Here is a 23,478-nt window from a genome sequence, read left to right as displayed (position 1 = left end):
TACGCCCAACAAAGCAAATCAGGTCATTCACTATCGACTGCGCAGTTTAAAATCTGTGATTCCCAGTCATCATCAAGACGCTCGGCAATCATCTCAATTCGACTCTCGTCACACACATCGATTGGTAACTCTTTTAGGGATCCATCCGCCAAGTTGTAACCAAATAGCCCCTCATTAGTGATAAACACCCCCTTCATTCGCTCAACCTCTAAGCCCGATAAGAAGAGATAGAGTTTGGATCGATCAAACTGGTATCGCTGATCAAATCGCCACCCAGCACTTAAGAATCCATCGCCTTGATTTTCTGCTTTAAGAAAGCCAATTTCAGGGAGAGGCTGTTCACTTGCCAGAACTGATTGGTACGAATGGTGATGGTGTGCATGACCAGCTTTGGCATGGGTGCTGCCAGACAGCAGGCTAGGGTCGAGCTGACCCTGTTCGGTAAACGCGAGTGGTTTGCTTGGGGAAAAATGCTCATCTATATACTGTGATAGGCGCTCTTTATCACCCTCATCGTAAAGATCTTGTTTATTACCAATAACGACATCGGCAATCGCAATTTGCTGATTAAAGGTCTCATGCGTTGTATAGCGTTGATCTTTTAGCTGGCGCGCATCAACCAGTGTGATGATCTTTTGAATTGAAAGAACGTCCTGATAGTGCTCATTGGAGAGAACGTCTAGCACCTCTTTAGGGTGGCCTAACCCAGTGGGTTCAATCAGAAGACGATCAGGCTTCGCTTTTGCCAGTAACATGTTCAGAGCGATCTGCATCGGCAACCCTGCTGCACAACACATACAACCACCCGGTACTTCCCTTATGAATACTCCCTGTTCTTCTGAGTATTGGCCTTGCATTAAGCTGCCATCGATACCGATCTCACCAAACTCATTAACTAAAATGGCCCAACGTTCATGTTTAGGTTTGTTCTGCAGTAAGTGAACAATGGCAGAGGTCTTACCAGCCCCTAGAAACCCTGTAATGATATTGGTGGGGACAGCTTTAATCGTAGTGTTATCGTTTAGCATCGAGTAAATCATCTATTGATGGTGTGATTGAAGATAGTAATACCAAACCTATTGAATGTCTGTTGCGTAGAGAGGACAAACTGGGGAGATTAGAGATGTTTGGTTTATTTAAGAAAGATCCATTGAAGAAGTTAAAAAAAGAGTATGCAGAGCTAACAGAGCAGGCGATGCAGTTGCAGCGCAATGGGGATATTGCCGGCTACTCACAGCTAACCAGCAAAGCTGAGGCTACCTATAAAAAGATCCAAGAGTTAGAGAATCAATAACGCTTGGATTAGTGTCAGAGGTGGTTTAATTCTTCAGTTTTAAGCAGTGTTTCAAAAGCAGGCTTTGCGAATAGGAATCCTTGTTGGTAGTGAATTCCCAAACCCTCTAGTGTCTGCTTCTCTTCAACGGTTTCCACACCTTCCGCAATGATCTGAATGCCAAGATCATCACACATCGTTTTAACCGACTTAATGATGGCAAAGCGTGTCTTTGAGTGGTCAATTTCATGAATCAGCTGGATATCGAGCTTGATCAGATCAGGCTTAAATTCCGTCAGCATATTTAAACCTGAGTACCCAGAACCAAAATCGTCCATAGCGGTCTTAAAGCCCTGCTCCTTATAGAACTCAATCGTTCGTTTTAGGTGAGCAATGTCGTCAATACGCTCAGTTTCGCTGAACTCAAACATCAATCTTTTGGGATCAATCGAATAGACTTTTGCCGCTTCAAGCGTGGTGCGAATACACAGCTCAGGCTTATAGATAGCCCTTGGCATGAAGTTGATACTGATCAGCGACTCATTGTCAAAACGCGATGCAATTTCAATGGCTTTAACTCGACAAGTTTGGTCAAAACGATAGAGGTTTTGTTTATTAACCTGTTCAAAGACTGATACTGCACCTTCGCCGTTAAGCCCCCTTGCCAGTGCCTCTTGGGCAAAAATAGTCTGATGGCGAAGATCAACAATGGGTTGGAAGGCCATAGTGAAATCAAAGCCCAACACTTCACCATTTAGGCACTGTTTACAGCCCAATTTTGAGTAGTCGATCGGTGTTATGACCTTGTCACTTAGCATCTTGAATACCAAATCTGAGATTAGATTCAGCATAGTTCAGTCTGTTAATGCCTTCAAATAAAAACCTTATTAACCACTAATTTGTTGATAGATAGTTCGTGTATCAACAACAGCCTTGTGCTTTGCGGCCATTAGATAAAGCCCTGCCATTTTACGATGTAAAAACAGCACATCGGCCGGTGGGGTATGCCACGCATCTGGGTCTTTACTAACACTCATACCAATCTCATGGATGCGCTTAGCAATATCACTCTGACCAAAATCATAAGGCGTTGTTGACCTGAGGGGTTCAGAAGCAATGGTAAAGATATCGATAACCGCCGCTTTGTTTGCCACATCGGTACCATTTTTGAAAAAACTAAGCACTTCTAAAGCCGCTTCAAGGCCTGCACGGTTTTGCTCAATGGCCTGATCTATGGCCTGTTTGTAGCGATCTACAAACTGAGGATCGAACTGCCTTACCGCGCCAAAATCGAAAAGAATCAGTTTGCCAGTGTCTGGGCAAACATGAAAATTTGCGGGGTTGGGGTCTGTCTGCATTAAGTTCATCTGCAGGAGTTCGGTAAAGAATAGCTCCAGCATCAACCCCATAATACGGCTGGCATCCTCTGGGTGATCTTTTAGCCACTCTTCAATGCCCACGCCCTCTATAAAGCTCATCGTCATGATGTTAGTTTCAGAAAGCTCGGCGAAGTAAGTTGGCATTATTAGATCGCAATTGATGCTAAAGTTGCTGATCTTGCCAGCGAAATCTGTCAAATGCCGTGATTCTGCGCAGTAATCAGCCTCTAAGTGAAGCTGGTGCCTTGCTTCATCAACCAATTCATCTATATCCAGCCCTCTGGGCAGTAAACCGCTTAGCCTGAGCAGTGAAATGACGTTATCGATGTCGCTGTCGATGCTCTGTGCCACACCAGGGTATTGGATTTTAATTGCTAACTCATTGTTATCCAGTGTCCGTGCTTTGTGGACCTGCCCAATAGAAGCGGCGGCAATGGGGTCGAACGAAAAGTAGTTAAACCGATCCATCCAATCACTGCCCCAGCTCGACTCAAGCGTATGTATGAGCTGAGTTTTAGGCATGATGACGCCTTGTGACTGTAACCTAGCTAGGACAGCGGCCAATTCAGGGGGTAGTAGGGTACCGGCATCCATTGAGAGTAGCTGACCTAATTTCATTGCTGCGCCACGCATACGGGCTAGCTTATCGGCTACATCACTCATGTTCTTAGGTGTTAAAACCAGCTCGTTTAAAGAGGGTGCTTCACCTTTTATCCAGCGTTTAGAGCCTTCTGTTAAGACGTTTCCTGCAAGTTTTGTAGCTAATCCGCCCATGCTTAATAGGCGTGATGCTCTGCTTTTGGGGACGGGGGAGGCAGTGGTTAAGGTTTTCTCATTCATGAAGTGGCGTACGTGAACGATAAACCTTCAGATCGAAACCTTTAATCAGGTTTGAGTAACGGTGGCCTAGAACGGCCACCAAGATGATTTAAGACGGTCGCGACAACCTTGCAGCTGACTGCCATACATTCGCGCATTGGCATCGACCTTTTTAGCAACACCAATTAACCAGGCTTTTTTATTGAAGGTCTGTTTCTTCCAGCCGCCGTGGCCTTCGTGATATGCAAGGTATTGGTTGTAGGCGTCCCATTTAGAGATACCCAAAGTGCGTTGTGAGATGCCGGCGTACCAACCCATAAAGTCGACAGCGTCGGCATAGTTCTCTCGGCTTGCCCAGAATCGGCCCGTTTTACTTTTGTACCAATCCCAAGTGGAGTCCTTTGCTTGTGCATACCCGTAAGCTGAAGAGATCCGCCACCACATTGGCACCCCTAAAAAGGTATCTCGTGGCGGTGCTGCATCGTGCTTAAAGCTCGACTCCTGGCGCATAATCGCCAACTGAACCTGCATCGGAAGCCCCCACTTCTCTTCCGCCGCCATCGACGCTTTGTACCAGTCAGGCTTCTCATTAAAAATGTAACAGGCGTTCTCAACATTGCGCGGAGGCGAGGTTGCGCAGCCAGCTAGCAACAGCACAGAAAACAGAGCAATAAAACGTGTCATAACAACTCTTAATTTAAACATTTGACTAGGAGAGGCTAGCACATCTTGGTTTTGCTAGCAGCGGTAATGCCGTGATGCGGCCTTTCTAATCTGTAAATGGGTGACTCATTGTTTTATAGGAATTTGCGACTACGCTTAAATTATTAGCAAATTGGAGATTGTTATGATCATTCGCACAGTTTTAGCCTCGCTTCTCTCTATCTCATTATTGTCAACATCCTCGCCGGCGACTGCAGAAAAAGGGAAAGAAAAGCCTGAACACCACCAAGAGAAAGCCAAGAAAAATAAAGCACACAAAACAGGTGCCGCCAAGCAGGAGGCTGTCGATCAGCTTGTTAAGGAGTTAGGGCTAAAAAATCGTGGCCAGCTTCATAGGTTATTGGGCGGATTAAACTCAACTGATATCACCACCATCACAGCCAGTGATATCCCGACAAGCAAACTCAAACAAAGAGTCATGGATGGTGATCAATCTGAAGAGACAGTTGATCAAATTCGAAAACTAAACAGGGCGGCCATTACCTTGCTGGGGAAAGAACCTGCAACGTCAGAAGAGATTGCTCAATCAATGGCTGACGTTCTTGAGTTGTTGAGTGATTAGTAGCTTGGCCAACAAGAGTACTGTTATCGCTCAGAAACAAAAAAGGCCTGCAACATCTGCAAGCCTTAAAGAATGGTGCCTCGAGGCGGAATCGAACCACCGACACGAGGATTTTCAATCCTATTTCTATAGCTGGTGTTGATTGCAGGTTGTTGCTTTGGGTTTCTGTAAGTCACGTAAATACTGGTTCTTGCTGTTTTTCAGTGTATACTCATTGCTCATTAAAAGGGAAGTCAAGGGGAAGTCGGAATGGCTTCTGAGCGTACAGAGTTAACTGCAAAGTTCATCAAAGGGTATCAAGGCGAGTCTGGTAAGCAGGTCATCGTTCATGACACTCAAGTCACTCAATTCAAGCTAAGTGTTTCTCGCAAGGGTGCAGATGATCAGCCGTCAAAGAGTCTGGTCTTTGTGATGAAGTACAAAGGCGACAAGATATACCAAGAAATGCTAGAGGTATGGGATGGCATTAAAAAGGCCGATGTAGAGGCTCAGCGTAATAGAGCTGTCGAGTGGCGCACCAAGATCAAAAACGGTATCAGACCTGAAGAGCTGACTAATGATGAGGGTAGAGAGTTCACATATGGTGACCTTCTAGAATCATACTGTGATGAGCTTCAAAGAACAGGTAAATCATCTCACAAGCAGGTACGAGGTGACTGTCACAGGCATATACGCGATCAACACCCCAAAATATGGCGCACTCCAGCCAACAAAATTCAACTTACTGACTGTATGGCACCGTGTCGGCGATTAATCGCTGAGGGCAAGATGAGAACACAAGATAGGTTGCGCTCTTATCAGATGGCCGCATTTAACATGGCGATGGCTGTAAAGGCTTCAAAACCACTTCAGGTCGGTCGTGCAGGTATTGTTGTGAATCCTACGATTGGTTGGCAGAAAGAGCAGTATGAGCGCAAAGACAAGGCTCCCTCCATGCCCACTGAGCTACTGAAGCAAGTTTGGGGTTCGATTGGCTTGTTGGGCAATGAGCGTGCATATACTGCTAAGCTGTGGTTATTGTTTAGTGGTCAGAGATTAGATCAGCTTAGGCGTATTAAATGGTCAGATGTAACGCTCGGTGATCGACCAGTCGTTAAGTTGAAAGACCCGAAAGGTCGTGGTGTCGTTCATATCCATGAAGTGCCTTTGACCGATGAGATGGTTAATCTAATGCGATCAATATCAACTGAGGGCTTCGTTTTTAGTAGGGACCGTGGCAGAACTCAAGTACACGATCGTTACTTCGATGACTTGCTGAATCTGCTTCGTAATCATGTAGATATACCTTCGATCTATACCCCTAAAACAATCAGGGCTACAGTGACTACGGTTCTGACCAGTAAAGGGGTAAGCCCTGAAATACGAAATGCGCTCCAGTCACGTAATCGAGGTGACGTGGAAACCCGTCACTATCAAGGTCATGACTATTACGAGAGTAAGTTAGATGCCATGTTGACATGGAGGAGGGTATTAAATGATGAATCCTGAAATGCATACCGTCGTTTATGATCCGATTACTGAGGAGGTCATTGATTTAATAGGCGAGCTTAACTTTCAGATGCTAAGAAGCGACACCGTTGCTGTTGTGAAATGGCACGAGTCATTAACTAACACTCAACGGTTGAGGCTTAGGCATCACGCCAATGATGCATACGTGGAGTGTCTTGAGAGAATTGCTAGTGATTTCAGTAGGCAAATAGCCAGAGGGCGTAGAATCTCTGATGCTGATCTCATGAAGAGTTTGGCCTGTACTATAAGGGCTAAGCAGATAGGTAGAGCTGTCGGTGCTACATGGACAATATATTCAAAGTTTAAGGGTGCTGAGCGCCAAATGCTTGTCGATGACCCTAAAATAAAGCCCCCACATGAGCGTGTAAGTAATCCGCCTAAAAAGTTCAGATTTACGCAGATTAGAGACTACGACTTTATTGAAGAGTTGTGGTCTGACGGCGAGCAATCAAACTATTATCGAACATTTTTCGACTTAGATGATAAGCCCAACAAGAAGTGGTTTAAAACAACCTTCTTAAAAAATGTACTACAAGATTAGGCAGTACATACCCTTCCTAAACTGAGTGTTCTACTTGTCGCTTATTAAGCAACAGGTAGACACTATGCACACACATACAACAGTTCAAACACTCCCTTCTTTGCTAACTGAAAAAGAGTTGGCTAAGTACATACATAAATCTGTCTCATGGCTTCAGGAGCAACGCTGGAGGGCAACAGGAAGGGCGCCTCAGCATCTTAAGATCGGCCGCACAGTAATGTATGACATCAATGATGTTCATTCTTGGTTAGAAAATGGGGGCGTCAGAGAGATATGAGTAATACGGGATTGCTTCAACAAGTTGCCCAACAAGATGTACCCGAGGATAACGAAATTCAGGGTGGTCTACTGGGTGCTCTAGGCCAGCAAGAAGTATCGCCCAAAGCCATGCAACATGGGCTATTGGATGCAGATGTTCAGCCAGAACAACCGCTTGGTTTGCTTGAGCTAATAGCTCAAAAGGAGCTAGGTAAATGATATTACCTATACCCTTAAACCACTCCACTTTAACCCTCGACTCAAAGCCCCAGAAAGGCTCTCTGACGAACGCTAGCTATGTTCAGCATGGTGATCATGTATATGAGATCAATACTGGCTCAGAGGGCGAGTACGAAGTCCGTACGGACATTCTGTATCCAGCCATTCTTCAGATGGAGGCGATGCTCTCACATCACAACAAGGTGTATCAGATACGGCTTGAGTCACACAGTGAACAATACGGTAGTGATAACAAGGCGTTCACCCAGATGCTTAGGGCACTAAAGAAGTGGCTCATATCTAAAGGTCACAAACGTGTCGCGTATCTCTGGGTGCGTGAAAAAGAGAAGGCAAAGGGCTACCACTACCATGCAGTGCTTTGGCTTGACGGTAACAAGATCCAGAACCCTTGGGCTGTGCAACAACGCTGGGAAGAACTGCACGATAAGCGTGGTCACTCTCATCCATGGCGTGTTGATCCACCTATTCCTATGATTCATAGAGCTAAGCCAGAAACTCAATCAGAAGCAGTTTATATATTCTCCTATCTAGCGAAACAGCGTAGTAAGGGATATGGCGACATTGGTACTAGAGACTTCAGTACCAGCGAGTTAAAGCGCAAGACAGAGACTCAGGAGGTGGGAAATGACTTCACCAAGAAGATTGCTTGAGTACCTGACAGATAATTTCAGTGTATTCGCTGATCCAACGCTGTTAGAAATTGGCATCCATGAGCAGATTCAGGATGCGGTAGGTGATGCGTTTACTGAGAAGACTATTCAGAAGCTTCTCAGTAGCTACTGTAGCTCTGCTAAATACAACGCTTTGGTAATAGCGCACCTAGACAGGAAACTTTATAGAGCAAATCTGGATGGCTCTGCTGGTTCATCAGTCTCTAAAGAATCTAAACGCCATCATGTAAATAAGTTCCTTACGGCACTAAAGCGTAAGGAGTTGAAGGAAGATGTGAGTCACTATGCTGATTTACGTGAGCAGGCTATTGAGTGGTTGGAGGGTCGAGTAATCTCATGCTCGTTTGAGCAACTATGGTATCTCAAATCGGCACATTAGGGCCATCGACTCCGCTTCAATAGATGGTCGCTAAGCGAACTTTACGGTCAAAACAGAGATGACTCGATTTCCCTGAAGCAGACCTTTGACAAACCACGACACTTCTGAGAAAGCCGCGCCATCCTAGCTTCTGAAAAGGGCGTCGATAGTACTTTTAGTTTTAGTGCATTGTTTCTTTATCGGGATTTTCTTAAAGAACTGTACTGAAAAACCTGAACATTCCCTGATGGCGTTACATGATCGTTAATAGCACCTAGCTCCAGTTCCCAATCAGTCTCACTCCACTGATTGAATTCCCGTACCAAGCTCTCAGATGTGTACTGACAAATTGGGAGCCCAGAGCATTTTTTAGGCCCCGAGGTATGAAAAGTTGCGAGGATTACCCTGCCCTCAGGCGAAAGATGTTGTTCAAGGACCTTAACGTACTGCTGACGATCCTTAGCCTTCGTCAGAAAATGAAACACGGCCCGATCATGCCAAACATCGATTGTAGCTGCCGACGAGAAGTCCAATACACTACCGCAGATCCAGTTGATCTGATTAGCTTTTTCGCCTAACCGTTCTTGCAGTTCACGACTCGCTACACTTGATAAGTCCAGATGAGTCAGTTGGGTATAACCTTGTCCCAACAGGCTCGCTATCAACGCAGAGCGACCTCCGCCGATATCGATAATCGAGTCATCTCTATCTGCAAGCTTTTCAATCCATTCAAGAGAAAGATCTGGCCTGACCTCGGTCCATGATAGCTCTTCATCCGCAAGGCTTTGGTACCGCTCATTCCAATAGAGTTTTAACTTTTTCATGTTCAATCCTTGACCTATGAGCTACTCACAGGTTTAAGCTAAATATAGATTAGCTGTCTCATAGTGTAATACGCAAGCAGGAGAGCGACTAATGAATAAAAGACTAAGTCTATACGCAGCAACGTCGATGTTCCTCAGCGGGACGACGCTCGCAGATCTTGACGGTGACTACCACCCAATGGCCTGGGGATTTGGAATGTTTGGTGGCTTCGGGATGCTACTGTTCTGGGGCATTTTAATTTTCATCATAGTACTGACCGTCAAAGCTGTTCGAGCTGGATCCAAAGAATCCAATAATGCCCGTCGGATCCTCGACGAGCTTTATGCGCGCGGCGAAATTGACGAAGAGGTATATGAGAAACGTAAACGTGTACTAAGTGACTTCGAGTCAGATTAACTGAGGCGATATGGATACGCATAAAGTGGGTATTAACGAAGCATTTTTGGTTAAACGCAAACTCAAATTGACCGGTATGACACAGCAAAGTGTAGAGCTTGCAAAACGAGAGGTTGAGTCGATAAGAGGCGTTGATATGGTGGACCTGGGCGTAAAGAATGGAAGTTTGTCAGTCTCGTACGACGCGTCTATTGCGAGTATCAGCGCTATCTTGGACATACTTGAGTCTCACGATATCAAACCAGAGTCTGACTGGTGGAACCGGCTAAAGCTTAGTTGGGACAAACAAATCGATCAGAACGTCCGCGACAACGCCAAGCATGTGCCGCATTGCTGTAGTAAACCTCCACCAGGGCATTGATCTGGAAAAGTAAGTCAGAAATAAAGAGGAGTCTTTCATGCGGGTAAATGAAGTTGCCAAGTTACTTTCTATCACGTCTGATACCGTGCGATTTTATACGCGCGCAGGACTGCTAAAGCCACACACTAATCCGGACAACGGGTATAAGCATTTCAGTCCATCAGATATCAATCGCCTCAAGTTTATCCTCGCTGCGCGCAGTCTTGGATTCAGCATTGATGACGTTAGGGAGATATTCGCGCGAACCGATCATCAGCATTCTGCCTGTGGTTTGGTTAGGGATATCATCAATCAGCGCTTGGAAGAGACTGAAGCCAGGTTTCGTGACATGGTCGCGCTAAGAAACCGTATGATTGCAGCTGCTAAAACCTGGAACGAGATGGAAGACCTATGTCCGACCAACGAGTCTATTTGCCACCTTATTGAAACTTTTACAGAGGATGGAGCTCATGAACAGCATTAAGGTCGCGAAGCATCCAATTATTTTGGATATTCAAGGTGCCAGTTGCGCTGGGTGCGTCGCTAAAATCGAGAAATCTTTGAAAGCGGTTCCCGGGGTAACTTCGGCTGAAATGAACTTTGCTGATCGCACTGCGACCATCGAAGGCAACGTAGCGTCCGATACGCTGATAGAAGCGGTTACTCAGGCAGGGTACGGTGCGAAAGAATCTGAAAACGAGTCGGAAGCAGACAGCCTGGCAGAGAAAGAAGCCGCTGACGCGCAGTACTATCGGCAGCTGATGCGCAACGTCGTCGTCTCCCTGAGCATCGGTGTGCCGCTGATGATTTACGGGCTGTTCATCGGTGAAATGTCTGTCACCACCGGCACGGAGAGACTCGTTTGGGGCATTATCGGCCTGGTTACGTTGGCAGCCATGGTGCTCGCCGGTCGTGGTTTCTATATTGGTGCATGGAAGGCGTTTCGTACTCACTCAGCCAATATGGACACCTTGATCGCACTCGGAACAGGAGCCGCCTGGCTCTACTCGTTTGCTGTAGTGACTGCACCCTCGCTTTTCCCTGAAATGGCACGACACATCTATTTTGAAGCGACAACGATGATCATTGGTCTGATTAATCTGGGTCTGGCTCTGGAAGTTAAAGCGCGGGGACGTACCTCGGAAGCGATAAAGCGCTTGATCGGCCTGCAACCCAAAACAGCCCGTGTCCTCCGTGGTGATGAAGAGGTAGATCTCCCTATCGATGATGTCGTTATGGGCGACAAGGTACGCGTTCGCCCAGGCGAAAAGATTGCCGTCGATGGCCGCGTTGTCGAAGGGCATTCTTCAATTGATGAATCGATGCTGACTGGTGAACCTATTCCAGTCGTCAAAGAGATCGGTGATGAGATCATTGCCGGCACGCTAAACAAGAGTGGATCGCTACTCTATGAAGCGACACGGGTGGGCAAGAACACGGCGCTGTCGCAGATTATCGCTTCAGTTAAAAAGGCGCAGAACTCCAAACCACCGATTGGACGCCTTGCCGATAAGATCAGCGAGTATTTTGTACCCGCGATTATGATCATCGCCATTGTCAGCGCGCTGATCTGGGCCAACTTTGGACCCGAACCCACGATTGCCTTCGCCATTATCTCAGCGACAACCGTGCTGATTATCGCCTGTCCCTGTGCGCTTGGGCTGGCAACACCGATGTCCGTCATGGTTGGGATGGGTAAAGCGGCTGAGGCCGGTGTACTGATTCGCAACGGGGAAGCACTGCAAACCGCTTCTCAGATCACGGCGATGGTCCTTGATAAAACCGGCACTATCACTGAAGGCAAACCGGCTGTGACCGATATAATACCGGTTACTGACCTCGACAAATCAGATCTATTGGCACTGGTCGCCAGCCTCGAGACTGGATCAGAGCATCCACTGGCAGAAGCGATTGTAGAAGCGGCAAAAGCGCAAAGCTTGAGCCTGGAGAAAGTCACAGATTTTCACGCGCACTCCGGTCAGGGCGTTTCTGGCAACGTCAGTGGCAAGACGGTGTTACTGGGTAACGCCTCATTTATGCAGCATAACAACATCGACATCAGTGCTCAGGTCGATGAAGCCCAGCGCCTCGCCAGTCAGGCGAAAACTCCGATGTTTATTGCGATCGACAATCAGTTCGCGGGTATTGTTGCCGTTGCTGATCCGATCAAATCTGATTCCAAACTGGCCATTCAGCGCCTGCAAGCTCAGGGTATGAGAGTCATTATGCTAACTGGTGATAACAATGCCACGGCTAAAGCCGTAGCCGCCCAGGTAGGTATCAATGAGTACCATGCCGAAGTGATGCCTGAGGATAAGCTTGCCCATATTGAATCACTTCAAATGAAGGGTGAGATTGTCGGCATGACGGGGGATGGTATTAACGATGCGCCGGCTCTCGCTAAGGCTAACGTTGGCTTCGCGATCGGCACCGGTACGGATATTGCGATCGAGAGCGCGGATATCACCCTAATGCGAGGTTCACTGCACGGACTGGCCGATGCCGTTGCAGTGAGCAAGGCTACGCTAGCGAACATCAAACAGAATCTGGTAGGCGCGTTCATCTACAACGTTGCGGGCATACCGATCGCTGCGGGTCTGTTGTACCCAATCTTTGGCGTTCTACTCAGTCCCATTATAGCCGGCGGCGCGATGGCCTTTTCGTCACTAACAGTCGTCACCAATGCCAATCGACTGCGCCTGTTTAAAGCGCAGCAGCATTAATTTTTAGGGCGCAGAAGCGCTGAGGAGGAGTAACCGATGATACTCATCAACCTAGTAGGTCTAGTATTAATCGGACTGATTGTCTGGTGGTTCTGGCTCTACAAGCCTGTCGCCTCGGTTGCGTCAGCGAAGCAGACCATCAAAGTCGCTGACGGTGTGTATACACCCGCACATATCAAGATACCGGCAGGCAAACCCACAACGCTCAATTTTTTGCGCGAAGATAAAGCCCCCTGCTCTGAAATGCTGCTGGTCCCCGATCTCGGCATTAGCGTATCGCTACCCATAAACAAGGTAAAAGCGATTCAGATTCCAGCGAGCCCTGCGGGCAGCTACGCGTTTCATTGCCAGATGCAGATGTACCGGGGAGATATCACGGTCGAATAGATAGAGTCGTCAAAACATCTTAATTTCCATAGACCTATTTTGGATGGATTATGAATAATGGAACAAAATTAGGCGTTGCTGCTGGCGTAGTTGTTCTGGGTACAGCCATTGCCTTCGTTTCGACTAACAGTGCTCAGGGCAAAATTCCTTACACTGATGCTAAGGCGGTGAGTGCTGGGAAAACGATTTATCAAAACGAGTGCGCTAGCTGCCACGGTGCCGATCTAAAGGGTGAGCCGGATTGGCAGAAGCGTGACGATAACGGCTATCTTCCAGCGCCGCCGCACGACGAAACGGGACACACCTGGCATCACGATGATGCGCTTCTGTTCCAGTTAACCAAAGAGGGTGTGCAGTCGATCGCCGGCGCGGATTATAAGTCAAAGATGCCGGCTTTCGCCGGTAAGCTGACCGATGAGCAGATTTGGGAAGTTTTGGCGTACATCAAAGCCCAGTGGCCTCAGGAGATAGCACAACGGCACACCGAGATTTTCAAAGATAAATGATCGTCTGGGCTATCACGGACGCATCAGTTAAGCGTTCCCACTAAAGTGGTTAAAACAGTTGTTATTGCAAAGATTGATGCTCCGATAATCTTCTCCAAAAAGATAGAACGCTTCAATACACCCGCATCCTGAGTGTGTTGAAGCCGGGGTACCAAGACCAGTTTATGAATCGCGGCCAGCGATAAGATGACCGCCACCAGAGCGACTTTAACCAGAAGTAAAATGCCATAATCGCTGGTAAATAGATTCGCCCAGCCAGTCAGCTGGTAGCTCATGTATACGCCACCGGCAAGCAGCAATAGCACAGCCGTTACTGCTAGCTGACCGAAACGATCAAGTAACCGGTACGCTTCGCTAAATTCCAGGCGATGACAGGCCAACCATAGCGGATAGAGCGAGCCCATCCACCAGGCCGTTAAAACGACATGCACCGCCAGGACAAGCTGAAAAACCAGATGTTGTTCAACTGCATGCCCTGCCTCACTGAAGGAAAGCGCCATAAGCACCATACCGGCCAGCACAAAGAGCCCTTCAATCAATCCAAGCTCAATACGTTGCTCACGGTTCCCGCTGCGAACTAATGCTAGAAACAGAAGACCTGCAAGAATCATTAGCAAACCGATGCTTCTTAGAAACAGTGCTTCACCCAGCGGCGACTCCCACATAAATCCGATCATATCGGGATCGAACATCCCGCTTAAGCCTTCGTCATAGGCCTCGCCCACCCGGACCAGAAAATGCAGAATCGCAGCACTGACCGCTAACAGCGTCGCTATCAGGGAATAGCGCATCAGCACCGGTCTGAGCACAATCTGTTGCTGCATCATCCACAGACTGGCTGAACCACCAATCGCGGCCGCAGCGCCGAGATAAAGTAACCAGCGCGTACCAAAAACAAGACCGTCCCAAACAATCAATTCCATACATTAACTCCCTTCACAAGCATTCTTATGGCTGCCTTACTTTGTAGAGTTACTCCTGCTTAAATCCAAAATCTCCCTTCATCATATGCCCATCCTCACCCATCGCTTTCCATTGAACTGTATAACTACCGGGTTGTAGCGCTTGAAACATCGACTCAAAGTGAGTCCCAGCTTCCGTCGAACGCTCAAAATTAACCGGTACGGAATTCTCTTCTGAATCGAGTAATTTGATACTGATCAACTTCGTAGGATTCTTGAAGGTCAGCTCTACACGATCTGTCGGCGCTGACATTGACGCGCTATTGGCGGGAAAGGTTTCATGCATAACGCCATGCGCGAAAACGTTGGTAGATAGCCCCAGAACTGAGCTTAGAAGCCCCAGTTTCAATCGTTTCATCTCTTTTCTCCTGATTTAGTTTGGATGCACCCGCCCATTACATATTGTGTGCCTGGCGCTCCACACCATTTTGAACCTGAATCTCGCGAATAAATTCGATCACAGCCATCGTTTCTGCAAACCCGATTTTCTCCTGAGCAGGCATATCTCCGTAAGGCCAATGATGTGCTCGGACGCCATGCTTAATGGCATTCACTATCGACTGATTAGAGTGATGACCTGGGTTGTAGATATCATGAATCAATGGCGGTCCCTTCTGTGATCCTGAACCGTTTTCACCGTGACAGGCTGCACAGGTACCGTTAAAGACTTTCTGCCCAAATTCAGCACGGCCCGAAAGTTCCCCGACGGTCACGTTAACATGCCCGTCGCGATGGTCCGCATTGGCCATCGCGCTCACGCCTAATGCGGCGGTGAAAAAAAGATTCTTGAATAGCTGTTTAGTGTTCATGTTAATTTTTCTCTTATTTATTTCCTAAGTTGTTGTATGAAATTATCCGACGGTGCCTAAAACCGGGAACGCATCCATCACCCAAACCGCAAAGAGCGTCAACCGCCCGGTAACCATGGCAATCCCCATAATCACCATTGTGATACCGGCACCAACGTAAAGATGACGACTGAATCGCGCTAAGCGAGCCATCCTCTTTTTAAAGGTACCCATAAACATCGCAACCAGCAGAAACGGTATAGCGAGCCCAAGCGCATAAAATGTCAGAAGAATCACAGCACCCTGAGGATCAGCATTTAAAGAACTCAGGGTGAGAATAACTGCCAATATTGGACCAATGCATGGAGTCCAACCCAACGCAAACGAGATTCCCAATATAAAGGCTGTCGTTGGGTTTGCTGAGCGGATCACAGGATGCAGTCGAATATCACGGTACAACCAGCTCAGCTTTAGAACTCCTGTCATGAAAAGCCCAAATACGATAACCAAACTACCTCCGACGAGGTTGGCCTCGTATCGATACTCGGTAAGCATCTGTCCCAGAAAACTGGTACTGGCACCTAAGGATACAAATACGATAGAGAAGCCCATCACAAAAAACAGGCTAAGCACCATATGAGGCCAGTGGTGCTCGGAGTGGCTTTTGTCGCCAGAACCTGCAACAAATGAGAGGTAGCCGGGCACGAGCGGCAGCGTACAGGGTGATAGGAAGGATATAATTCCGCCGGTAAAGGCGGCCAGCACGCCTAATTGGGTGAGGTTTTCCATTACATCTCCCTCAACCAATCACTTTGATCCAGCTAACCATGCCCGCCGCCTGATGCTCTATCATGTGACAATGAAGCAGCCAGCTACCGGGCTTACCCGCAACAAAGCGAATTCGGGCTGATTCACCGCTATCCATCAGCAGCGTGTCATGCCACAAATCGGGGTTGTATCGCGCCAGATCAGCTTTGAAATGGTGTCCATGCAGATGCATGCCATGTGCCCAACCGGTGTTGTTGATAATCTCTATCTCAACCAGTTCACCCGAGCGCGCCTCAAGTAAGGGTTCAAGCGGTCGGTTTGCCACACCGTTGAACGCCCAGATCTGCTTGTGCTGGATCAACTCCTGCATACTCATCTGCTCCCCGTTATAGACAGCCTGAGTCATTGAGCCCATGGCTCCGCCAGTCATGTCGAGCACCACCTTGTGATCCGGCATTTGATCGGGTGATATCTCGTCTATAGGGTTAGCCGGTAAGCGGTTGGGAGACTGCACTCGCTTCGATTCATGCAAACCCTCTACCTGAAGATAGGCCATCTCGATGGGAGCTCTATCCGTGGGCATCGTCACGGATAGCTGGCCTTCTGCATCTCTGGGAATATCCAAGATAAGATCGTATCGCTCGGCCGGTGCCATCACCAACGTTTGTGTAACTTGCATCAAGTTAGCAAGCGGCTGACCGTCTTTGGCTAGGATCCAAGCAGGAACTTCCGGCAGATCGACAGCAAAGATGCGCGCATTTGCGGTGTTCAGTAGCCGTAAACGCACGCGTGATCCTGCTTTTACGGTAAAGCTTGGCTGTACCTCTTTATTGATCGTCAGAAAGTTGCCTAGCCGACCACCGTGCGCCCACTCATGAAGACTCCCAAGACTCTCCGTATCCAGTTGCCCTTCATTGTTCAAGCGCCAGTCATCGATAACCATTAGGATATCCTGATCGGTATCTGAGGCGGTCTTCTCTTCTACGATTACGGGAAGGTATAGCCCCCGAGCCAGCTGTTCGTATGTTTTATGATGTGAGTGCGCCCAGAAGGTTCCGGCATCTTCGGGCGTAAAGCGATAGGTAAATGTGCCGCCGGGTGGAATAGGCTCCTGGGTCAAACCACTCACACCGTCCATCGCATTTTCAATTCGTAATCCGTGCCAATGAAGGGTCGTGGGCTCGGGGAGTTGATTGACCACCTCTATCTCCACCGGCTCCCCTTGTCTGAGGGTTAACTGGGAGTCGCTTAGCCCCCAGAGATCAACAGGCAACTCAGATTGGGGAATCCAATTCCGCTGTTCCGGTCTTAACTCCAACCGAAAACGACGCACTTCTCCGATTGACGGAAGCGCTGCCAGAACGGGCTGAGCAAATACACTCATGGCCGCAAGGCGCACAAAGTCTCTGCGGTTCAGTTTCATCAGCGAGCCTCTTTCATCTGAGAGAGTATTTGTTCCAGATTTTGCAGAGGCTGTGCGCCGCTGACTGGAATCACATTACCGTTACGATTATCCCGCAAGAAATTACCCGGTGTACCGTTCACGCCTGATGCCACGCCGTTCTGATAGTCTGCTTCAACTTTGCCCTTGAATCGCCTTTCGGTTATACAAGCGATAAAAGCGCCACGATCCAGCCCGATCTCTTCAGCCAGTGGAACCAGGTTCTCTACAGGGAAACCTTTCCCGTTGGAGGTCGTTCGTTCATAGATAAGGTCTGAAAACTGCCAAAACGCATCAGATCCGCCCACCGCAGCCGCACACTCAGACGCTTCAGCCTGAGCTTGAGCGCCCGGGTTATGGAAATCGAGCGGGAAGTGTCGGTACACCCAGTTTACTTCAGGATGCTTCTCGACAAACTCAATCGCGGTAGTATGGAATCGTTTGCAGAAAGGACACTCATAATCGGAGTACTCAATCAGCGTAAAGTCCGCATCCTCACGTCCGCGAATGTGATCCCTAGCAGGATCTACAGCTGCTAGATTCTTGGCTGCTTGCTCCAACGCCTGACGTTCTCGATCTGCTCTCGCCTCATTCTGTTTAGCAATGTAGCGATTGATTGATGCTTCAACCACTCTGTCAAAGTCATCGCTATTTAGATACTCGCTGATGCGCTGATCAACTATACGTTCGATTTCATCGCTGTTATCGATTGCGTATACGGGGGTAATCGCTACAGATAAAAACACCAAGCTATATAGCACGGGCTTTAAAAAACGGTTCATCAATATTCTCCGAATAATAGAAAAGCGCCGACACACGTCGACAGTTACTACTTAGAAATATATAAATTTCGGAGTTATGAGCGCGGCGGAGGGACAGTTATCAAATAATGCCCGGAGAGTGTCGAGGGCACTGAAGTTAGGAAGGACGGCACATCAGCTAAGCTGATGCGCGAATCAACGGGAAGTAGAGTTGTAGCAATCAGGCTGGTGCAGACGGAGGAGCACCTAGGTGATTGTTGATTACAACAGCCATGCTGCCCAGCGTGCTGACTCATATGAAGAGATGACGACATCATCTCAGTCATTTCTACACTAGACACATCAGCTGTGCTCAGTGAGCCAAATCCCAACAGCAAAAATGACAACAATGTAGAAATAAGCAGCTTCATCACTCTAGTAAATACGTATACATCTGAATAAAACAGTTCTTTTTGATTATAAAGCTATAAATCTGACAGAAAACTGAACTGCTGAACTTATGAGATACCAAAGGGTTCAACTTGTCTTATTTATCCATAAAAACGTCTGCTTAACCGATACATTAGATAATGCTAACGGTCCAAGTAGGGCCAAAACTAGCCGGCCAGCAAAAGACACGATATGGCTAAGAAGGGTCGATAGTAGCCGCTTTGTTGCGTCAGCTATGATATTATCCGACTAAAATAGTTGGTTATTATTTATGTCTGATAAACACGAATTAACAGGCCGAACTTCATCTGGTAAGTTCGCAAAAGGATCTTCTGGAAATCCACGCGGAAGGCCCCCTATGCTCTCTCCTGAGCTTCGTAAGCGTCTAGATAAGGCAACGCCTGATATCATCGATAAAGTGGTAGAGAAAGCCTTGCTGGGGGATCTAGCGGCCGCAAAGATCATACTCGATCGTACTGTTCCAATATCAAAACAGTCATCTGCATCCGTAAACATTCCTGAGCTAGCTATGGCAGGCACAACACTTGCTGATAAGGCTGGTGCTATTTTGTCATCAGTAGCCTCTGGTGACTGTCCTGCTGATGTTGGAGCGGTGCTTATGCAGTCTGTTACAGCGTTGGGTCGCATCATAGAGGTGGATAAGCTTGAGAGGCGCATAGCGGCTCTTGAGGAGGCTTAATGGCGGTTGCGTCACTATCTAAGCGCCTAGCTATGTTGGAGGCTAAAACGCCTTCAAATGCGCCTAAGATCATATTTGTCATCGGTATCTCTACCGAAGACGATCCTATTATCGGAATACGAGCTACGTTCAGAGATGAGCATTACGAGTTCACAGGTAATGATGTTTCCACAATGCTGTCAGAGGCAGAGCTGATGTTTGAGTCTATGCTGGGTGAAAGTAAGTGCGAGTTGGTGTTTATAAAGCATTTAACTTAGGCACAGAAAATTAACCGCTAGGGCAGTCACAGGGAAGTCGGGAAGTTTGAGTATGGTAGGGTGTAAGGCCATACTCTCGCTAAGTTGTTGATACATATAACGAAAGAATGGTGCCTCGAGGCGGAATCGAACCACCGACACGAGGATTTTCAATCCTCTGCTCTACCAACTGAGCTATCGAGGCAACTCATTGGAGGCGCGTATTAAACCGAGATCTGCTTTGGGTGTCAACAGTCTGATTTAAAAAATCTTTATTTAGTGGGTACGTAGCCTTCGGCTTTCTCGAAATCTTCTCCAGCGAAGAACTTTTGCATTTCGCCTTGTAAGAATTTGCGCGATTCTGCATCCATCATGTTGAGGTGCTTTTCATTGATCAACATGGTTTGGTGATCGGTCCACTCTTGCCATGCTTTTTTAGAGATGTTGTCGAACACATCTTGGCCGATTGGGCCGGGGTAGGGTGCGCGCTCTAGGCCTTCTAGTTCTTCTTGGTACTTACGACAAAATACAGTGCGTGACATTTAACTCTCCTTGTGTGCGGCGCTGAGTGTTTGAATCAGTGTCTTAACAGGCGCCGCTAAGCCAACTTCGCTAGGTTGTACGCTGTTATACCAGAGTGTGGTTCGCTCTTCCATGACGTGTTCGACTTGCAGGTAGTCTGCATTGATGACGACGGGTGTGATCTCTAGGTGGTAGTGCGAGAAGGTGTGTCTAAACGGCTCTAGGATCTCAAGTTTCTCTTGATCAATCGCCCAGTGCATCTCTATATCCCGTAGGTCTGTGACTTCTGGAAAACTCCACAGTCCACCCCATATGCCAGCCGCAGGCCGTTGCTCGAGAAGGAACTTTTCACCCTCTTTTATCAACAACATAAAGGTCTGTTTTGTGGGCTTCTCTTTTTTGGGTTTTGATCCAGGAAAATCTGTAACGCGATCTGCTTTTAGAGCTAAACAACCGTCGCTAATTGGGCAATCTGCACAACGGGGTTTGGAGCGAGTGCAGAGTGTCGCACCAAGATCCATCATCGCTTGGGTGTAGTCGGCATTGCGGCTATTCGGGGTCAATGAATCGGCATGATCCCAAAGCCGATTAGCGACTTGGGTATTGCCGGGCCAACCTTCGACAGCAAAGTATCGTGCTAAGACGCGTTTTACATTGCCATCCAGAATGGCTGCTTTGGTGCCATAAGCAATGGAACTGATCGCGGCAGCGGTTGATCGTCCTACACCTGGAAGTTGCTCGAGCAGGTGAGGGTCTTGCGGGAAGTGACCTTTAAACTCATTAACGACCATGTTGGCTGCTTTGTGCAGGTTTCTGGCGCGGGCGTAGTAACCCAGACCGGTCCAGTGATGCAAAACTTCATCAATCGGTGCTTTGGCTAAGGCTTCGACTGTGGGGAAACGCTCCATAAAGGCGTTGTAGTAAGGAATCACAGTCGCTACTTGGGTCTGCTGCAACATGATTTCAGAGATCCAAGTGTTGTATGCGCTTTTTGTCTGTTGCCAAGGGAGGTGTTTGCGACCGTGTTGATCAAACCATTTCAACACGATCGCAGAGAAGTGACTGTTATCCATTCGGTCTCTTTATTAATTACCGAACAGCCCTTTAATCAGAGATCCGGCGTCTTGGCTTTTCAGCTGTTCGCCCAATTTATCTTTAAGAGAGTCTTGTAGCTTCTCTTTGGCTTGCTGTTCGAGTGCTTCTTTTTTCTTGTCGATCTCTGCTTGCAGCTTCTCGCCAGCTACTTTCTTCAGCATGTCACCAACAAAGCGGGTATCCAGTTTGCAGAGTTTAACAGGGTCGGTGTCGAATGTGCCTCTGCAATTGACGGGGATACGGGTGCCACGCAGTGCTGGATTGATGCCACAGCTCTTCTGGAAGAGGTCCTCATTTATGGTAAGCCCAAGGGTGTAATCCAGTGACTGTTTGGGCAGGTTAACGGTCCCGTTGGCATCTAGGTTGGCGGCATCGACACTAGCTAGAAGTTCAGGATTGGTCACAACGCCATTTTTAATAATGAAATCGCTGCTCAGGTTAGCAATCGGGGTGGTTTTGTCGACCTGGTCAGGGTTGAAGCCGAACGAAGTGATGTTCTCGATCTTTTGGCAAAGCTCTTGTGCCATATCGATCCCTTTGATTACCCCTTCGTCAGCGGTCAGTGTCATTTTGCCGTTGAGGTTTTCGATGAATGCCTTAACGGATGTCCCCTTAGTGCTCAGCGTTCCTGCTAGGTCGACTTTGGCCGAGAGTATGGGATCTTCCATAGCCAGTGCCATCAGTTGTTCAGCGGCAATGTCTTTAAACCTTGGATTGAACGTTAAGGTTGGCGCTTTGTTATCTGCTCGAATCTCGGCAGTGGCATTTAAAGAGCCACCAAAGGCTTTAGCATCTAACTGATCGACGGTCAGCACGCCCCCTTTGGTTTTGGCGCTGAGTTTTATGTCAGAAATGGTCTGCTTTTTCACGATAAGGGTATCGAGCGATAGCTGGTAAGAAGAGTTATCAGCAATGGGCAGTGATATCTCTATAGGATCTGTTGGCCAGCCTTTATCGGTAGAGTCACTATTCGCTTCAGTGTCGCTTGATGGGAGGTAGCGATCCAGATCGATGCTGTCCCCTGCTAAATTCACTTGCATGGCAAGGCTGTTCAGGTCGACGGTCGCTGACCCTTTAAAGCGACTTTCATCAAATCGTAGATCGATGTTTGAAAGAGTCAGAATCTGCTTCTCGGTATCGAATTGCAGGGCGGTTGTCAGATCGATGGCTAGATCGAGGTTGCCTTGATCTTGATTGGGCATAGGGAGCATCAGCCCAGTGATTTGAATGCTGTCCGCTTCAATTTTGCCGCCCAACAGTGCTGGGATACTAATAACGGCTCGTGCGTTTTCGAGGGTGGCCTGTTGTTGTGAGTCGTTCGTTTGTGCAGAGATGTCGCTCAGCTCAACCGCAAGCGTAGGGTAGAGCGACCAACCGATCGGGCCATTTATTGCCAGTTCAATGCCGGCTTTTTCTTTGGCTTGCTGCTCGATTTCGGCTTTGTATTCGTTGGGATCAAACAGGTAGGCCATGTAGCCTGCCAGTGCACCAACCATTAAAACAGCCAGCAATAGTAGGGCGACGATTATTCGAATAGCGACTTTCATAGTGTGTTCCAAATTAGGGATTTACATTCAGTGTAGTCGAAAATTAAAAAAAGCCAGTTAACCTGCCGTTTCCAGCGCGATTTCGCTATACTTGCGCTTTGCGCATGACTAGCGGAGAGAAACATGGCTGCACGCACAGCAAACGTATCACGCGATACGCTAGAAACTCAGATCAGTGTTGAGATCAATTTGGACGGTACCGGCGAGTTTAAAGCCGATACTGGCGTCCCTTTTCTTGAGCACATGATGGACCAAATTTCGCGTCACGGCTTGATTGATATCAACGTCAAAGCGAATGGCGATACACACATCGATGATCACCACACAGTCGAAGATATCGGCATTACACTGGGCCAAGCGTTTAAGCAGGCAGTTGGTGATAAAAAAGGCATTCGTCGTTACGGCCACGCTTACGTGCCACTTGATGAGGCTTTGTCTCGTGTTGTAATCGACTTTTCGGGTCGTCCAGGTCTAGAGATGCACGTCGATTTCGTGCGTGGTTCTGTGGGTGGTTTTGATGTCGATCTGTTTGGCGAGTTCTTCCACGGTTTTGTGAATCACGCTGGCGTCACGCTGCACATTGACAACCTGCGCGGTAAGAATACTCACCACCAAGCGGAGACTGTTTTCAAAGCCTTTGGCCGTGCTCTGCGTATGGCATTGGAGTTTGACGATCGTGCTGCCGGCATGATGCCTTCAACTAAAGGGTGTCTATAAGT

The 23,478-nt window shown here is 47.9% G+C and carries 30 protein-coding genes and 1 tRNA gene; 16 read left to right on the top strand and 15 right to left on the bottom strand.

From position 1 onward, the window contains the following. Positions 1-23 precede the first annotated feature (23 nt). Positions 24-1,028 carry a GTP-binding protein gene (locus tag XMD530_RS06925; RefSeq protein ID WP_173506938.1) on the bottom strand — a complete coding sequence of 335 codons (1,005 nt, stop codon included), beginning with the start codon at positions 1,026-1,028 and terminating at the stop codon, positions 24-26. A 95-nt stretch (positions 1,029-1,123) separates the two neighbouring features. On the opposite strand from XMD530_RS06925, the gene XMD530_RS06920 reads away from it, so the two are divergent. Then, on the top strand, positions 1,124-1,294 hold the full coding sequence (locus XMD530_RS06920; RefSeq protein WP_173482199.1) for a DUF6435 family protein: 171 nt from the start codon (positions 1,124-1,126) through the stop codon (positions 1,292-1,294). Between the two features lie 14 nt (positions 1,295-1,308). Here XMD530_RS06920 and XMD530_RS06915 read toward each other — a convergent pair whose 3' ends face one another. The 3 genes from XMD530_RS06915 to XMD530_RS06905 form a co-directional block, all read right to left on the bottom strand. Continuing rightward, the gene (locus tag XMD530_RS06915) at positions 1,309-2,124 is read right to left on the bottom strand and encodes an EAL domain-containing protein (protein ID WP_254446199.1); all 816 of its coding nucleotides are present in this window, start codon (positions 2,122-2,124) and stop codon (positions 1,309-1,311) included. 36 nt (positions 2,125-2,160) lie between these two features. After that, positions 2,161-3,492 (bottom strand): AarF/ABC1/UbiB kinase family protein, encoded by a 1,332-nt coding sequence (locus tag XMD530_RS06910; RefSeq protein WP_173498625.1) that lies wholly within the window; start codon positions 3,490-3,492, stop codon positions 2,161-2,163. Positions 3,493-3,558: 66 nt separating this feature from the next. Continuing rightward, a complete protein-coding gene (locus XMD530_RS06905; RefSeq protein WP_173482202.1) occupies positions 3,559-4,155 on the bottom strand; it encodes a transglycosylase SLT domain-containing protein in 597 nt (198 codons plus the stop codon). Between the two features lie 163 nt (positions 4,156-4,318). Between XMD530_RS06905 and XMD530_RS06900 the strand changes: the two genes are divergently transcribed. The 6 genes from XMD530_RS06900 (at position 4,319) to XMD530_RS06870 (ending at position 8,354) form a co-directional block, all read left to right on the top strand. Continuing rightward, on the top strand, positions 4,319-4,756 hold the full coding sequence (locus XMD530_RS06900) for a hypothetical protein (protein WP_173483727.1): 438 nt from the start codon (positions 4,319-4,321) through the stop codon (positions 4,754-4,756). Positions 4,757-5,005: 249 nt separating this feature from the next. Next, positions 5,006-6,244, top strand: a complete 1,239-nt coding sequence (locus XMD530_RS06895) for a hypothetical protein (protein WP_173506937.1) — start codon at positions 5,006-5,008, stop codon at positions 6,242-6,244. Next, the gene (locus XMD530_RS06890; RefSeq protein ID WP_173506936.1) at positions 6,231-6,806 is read left to right on the top strand and encodes a hypothetical protein; all 576 of its coding nucleotides are present in this window, start codon (positions 6,231-6,233) and stop codon (positions 6,804-6,806) included. Before XMD530_RS06895 ends, XMD530_RS06890 begins: the two co-directional genes overlap by 14 nt. Positions 6,807-7,079: 273 nt before the next feature. Beyond that, positions 7,080-7,283 carry a hypothetical protein gene (locus XMD530_RS06880; RefSeq protein ID WP_173506934.1) on the top strand — a complete coding sequence of 68 codons (204 nt, stop codon included), beginning with the start codon at positions 7,080-7,082 and terminating at the stop codon, positions 7,281-7,283. Next, positions 7,280-7,954: an inovirus-type Gp2 protein gene (locus tag XMD530_RS06875; RefSeq protein WP_173506933.1), complete on the top strand. Its 675-nt coding sequence runs from the start codon at positions 7,280-7,282 to the stop codon at positions 7,952-7,954. Before XMD530_RS06880 ends, XMD530_RS06875 begins: the two co-directional genes overlap by 4 nt. Continuing rightward, positions 7,929-8,354, top strand: a complete 426-nt coding sequence (locus XMD530_RS06870) for a ProQ/FINO family protein (RefSeq protein WP_173506932.1) — start codon at positions 7,929-7,931, stop codon at positions 8,352-8,354. Before XMD530_RS06875 ends, XMD530_RS06870 begins: the two co-directional genes overlap by 26 nt. A gap of 176 nt (positions 8,355-8,530) precedes the next feature. Here XMD530_RS06870 and XMD530_RS06865 read toward each other — a convergent pair whose 3' ends face one another. Next, positions 8,531-9,157, bottom strand: a complete 627-nt coding sequence (locus XMD530_RS06865) for a class I SAM-dependent methyltransferase (protein ID WP_173506931.1) — start codon at positions 9,155-9,157, stop codon at positions 8,531-8,533. 91 nt (positions 9,158-9,248) lie between these two features. On the opposite strand from XMD530_RS06865, the gene XMD530_RS06860 reads away from it, so the two are divergent. The 6 genes from XMD530_RS06860 to XMD530_RS06835 are packed head-to-tail and all read left to right on the top strand — an operon-like array spanning position 9,249 to position 13,510. Continuing rightward, entirely contained in the window at positions 9,249-9,554 is a 306-nt protein-coding gene (locus XMD530_RS06860; RefSeq protein ID WP_217364169.1) for an SHOCT domain-containing protein, read from the top strand. Positions 9,555-9,564: 10 nt separating this feature from the next. Continuing rightward, entirely contained in the window at positions 9,565-9,915 is a 351-nt protein-coding gene (locus XMD530_RS06855) for a hypothetical protein (protein WP_173506930.1), read from the top strand. A gap of 37 nt (positions 9,916-9,952) precedes the next feature. Further along, positions 9,953-10,378, top strand: a complete 426-nt coding sequence (locus XMD530_RS06850) for a MerR family transcriptional regulator (RefSeq protein WP_173506929.1) — start codon at positions 9,953-9,955, stop codon at positions 10,376-10,378. After that, positions 10,365-12,617 carry a heavy metal translocating P-type ATPase gene (locus XMD530_RS06845; protein WP_217364168.1) on the top strand — a complete coding sequence of 751 codons (2,253 nt, stop codon included), beginning with the start codon at positions 10,365-10,367 and terminating at the stop codon, positions 12,615-12,617. Before XMD530_RS06850 ends, XMD530_RS06845 begins: the two co-directional genes overlap by 14 nt. A 36-nt stretch (positions 12,618-12,653) precedes the next feature. After that, positions 12,654-13,004, top strand: coding sequence for a cupredoxin domain-containing protein (locus tag XMD530_RS06840; RefSeq protein ID WP_173506927.1), 351 nt, complete (start codon positions 12,654-12,656; stop codon positions 13,002-13,004). Positions 13,005-13,054: 50 nt separating this feature from the next. Next, on the top strand, positions 13,055-13,510 hold the full coding sequence (locus XMD530_RS06835; protein ID WP_173506926.1) for a c-type cytochrome: 456 nt from the start codon (positions 13,055-13,057) through the stop codon (positions 13,508-13,510). A 23-nt stretch (positions 13,511-13,533) separates the two neighbouring features. On the opposite strand, the gene XMD530_RS06830 is transcribed toward XMD530_RS06835, so the two are convergent. The 6 genes from XMD530_RS06830 to XMD530_RS06805 form a co-directional block, all read right to left on the bottom strand. After that, positions 13,534-14,433, bottom strand: a complete 900-nt coding sequence (locus XMD530_RS06830; protein WP_173506925.1) for a copper resistance D family protein — start codon at positions 14,431-14,433, stop codon at positions 13,534-13,536. Between the two features lie 49 nt (positions 14,434-14,482). Then, on the bottom strand, positions 14,483-14,830 hold the full coding sequence (locus XMD530_RS06825; RefSeq protein ID WP_217364167.1) for a copper resistance CopC family protein: 348 nt from the start codon (positions 14,828-14,830) through the stop codon (positions 14,483-14,485). Positions 14,831-14,867: 37 nt separating this feature from the next. Further along, positions 14,868-15,221, bottom strand: a complete 354-nt coding sequence (locus XMD530_RS06820) for a cytochrome c (RefSeq protein ID WP_173506924.1) — start codon at positions 15,219-15,221, stop codon at positions 14,868-14,870. 102 nt (positions 15,222-15,323) lie between these two features. Beyond that, positions 15,324-16,049, bottom strand: a complete 726-nt coding sequence (locus XMD530_RS06815; RefSeq protein WP_173483742.1) for a cytochrome c biogenesis CcdA family protein — start codon at positions 16,047-16,049, stop codon at positions 15,324-15,326. Positions 16,050-16,059: 10 nt separating this feature from the next. Then, complete coding sequence (locus tag XMD530_RS06810; RefSeq protein WP_254446198.1) at positions 16,060-17,451, bottom strand: multicopper oxidase family protein; 1,392 nt, start codon at positions 17,449-17,451, stop codon at positions 16,060-16,062. Further along, positions 17,451-18,251 carry a DsbA family protein gene (locus XMD530_RS06805; protein ID WP_173506923.1) on the bottom strand — a complete coding sequence of 267 codons (801 nt, stop codon included), beginning with the start codon at positions 18,249-18,251 and terminating at the stop codon, positions 17,451-17,453. Before XMD530_RS06805 ends, XMD530_RS06810 begins: the two co-directional genes overlap by 1 nt. 679 nt (positions 18,252-18,930) lie before the next feature. Here XMD530_RS06805 and XMD530_RS06800 point away from each other — a divergent pair. After that, positions 18,931-19,359: a DUF5681 domain-containing protein gene (locus XMD530_RS06800; RefSeq protein WP_256388206.1), complete on the top strand. Its 429-nt coding sequence runs from the start codon at positions 18,931-18,933 to the stop codon at positions 19,357-19,359. After that, the gene (locus XMD530_RS06795; protein WP_173506921.1) at positions 19,359-19,616 is read left to right on the top strand and encodes a hypothetical protein; all 258 of its coding nucleotides are present in this window, start codon (positions 19,359-19,361) and stop codon (positions 19,614-19,616) included. Before XMD530_RS06800 ends, XMD530_RS06795 begins: the two co-directional genes overlap by 1 nt. A 108-nt stretch (positions 19,617-19,724) precedes the next feature. Here the strand turns inward: XMD530_RS06795 and XMD530_RS06790 are convergent. The 4 genes from XMD530_RS06790 to XMD530_RS06775 form a co-directional block, all read right to left on the bottom strand. Then, positions 19,725-19,800, bottom strand: a tRNA-Phe gene (locus tag XMD530_RS06790). A 67-nt stretch (positions 19,801-19,867) separates the two neighbouring features. Continuing rightward, a complete protein-coding gene (locus XMD530_RS06785; RefSeq protein WP_173481822.1) occupies positions 19,868-20,137 on the bottom strand; it encodes an oxidative damage protection protein in 270 nt (89 codons plus the stop codon). After that, a complete protein-coding gene (gene mutY, locus XMD530_RS06780) occupies positions 20,138-21,190 on the bottom strand; it encodes an A/G-specific adenine glycosylase (RefSeq protein ID WP_173506920.1) in 1,053 nt (350 codons plus the stop codon). Between the two features lie 12 nt (positions 21,191-21,202). Further along, positions 21,203-22,759, bottom strand: coding sequence for an AsmA family protein (locus tag XMD530_RS06775; protein ID WP_173506919.1), 1,557 nt, complete (start codon positions 22,757-22,759; stop codon positions 21,203-21,205). Positions 22,760-22,882: 123 nt separating this feature from the next. Between XMD530_RS06775 and hisB the strand changes: the two genes are divergently transcribed. Continuing rightward, positions 22,883-23,476, top strand: coding sequence for an imidazoleglycerol-phosphate dehydratase HisB (gene hisB / locus XMD530_RS06770; protein ID WP_173481825.1), 594 nt, complete (start codon positions 22,883-22,885; stop codon positions 23,474-23,476). Positions 23,477-23,478 lie beyond the last annotated feature (2 nt).

The sequence above is a fragment of the Marinobacterium sp. xm-d-530 genome, from assembly GCF_013283365.1.
Classification (GTDB): Bacteria; Pseudomonadota; Gammaproteobacteria; order Pseudomonadales; family Balneatricaceae; genus Marinobacterium_E.
This window is presented reverse-complemented; position numbering and strand designations above follow the sequence as displayed.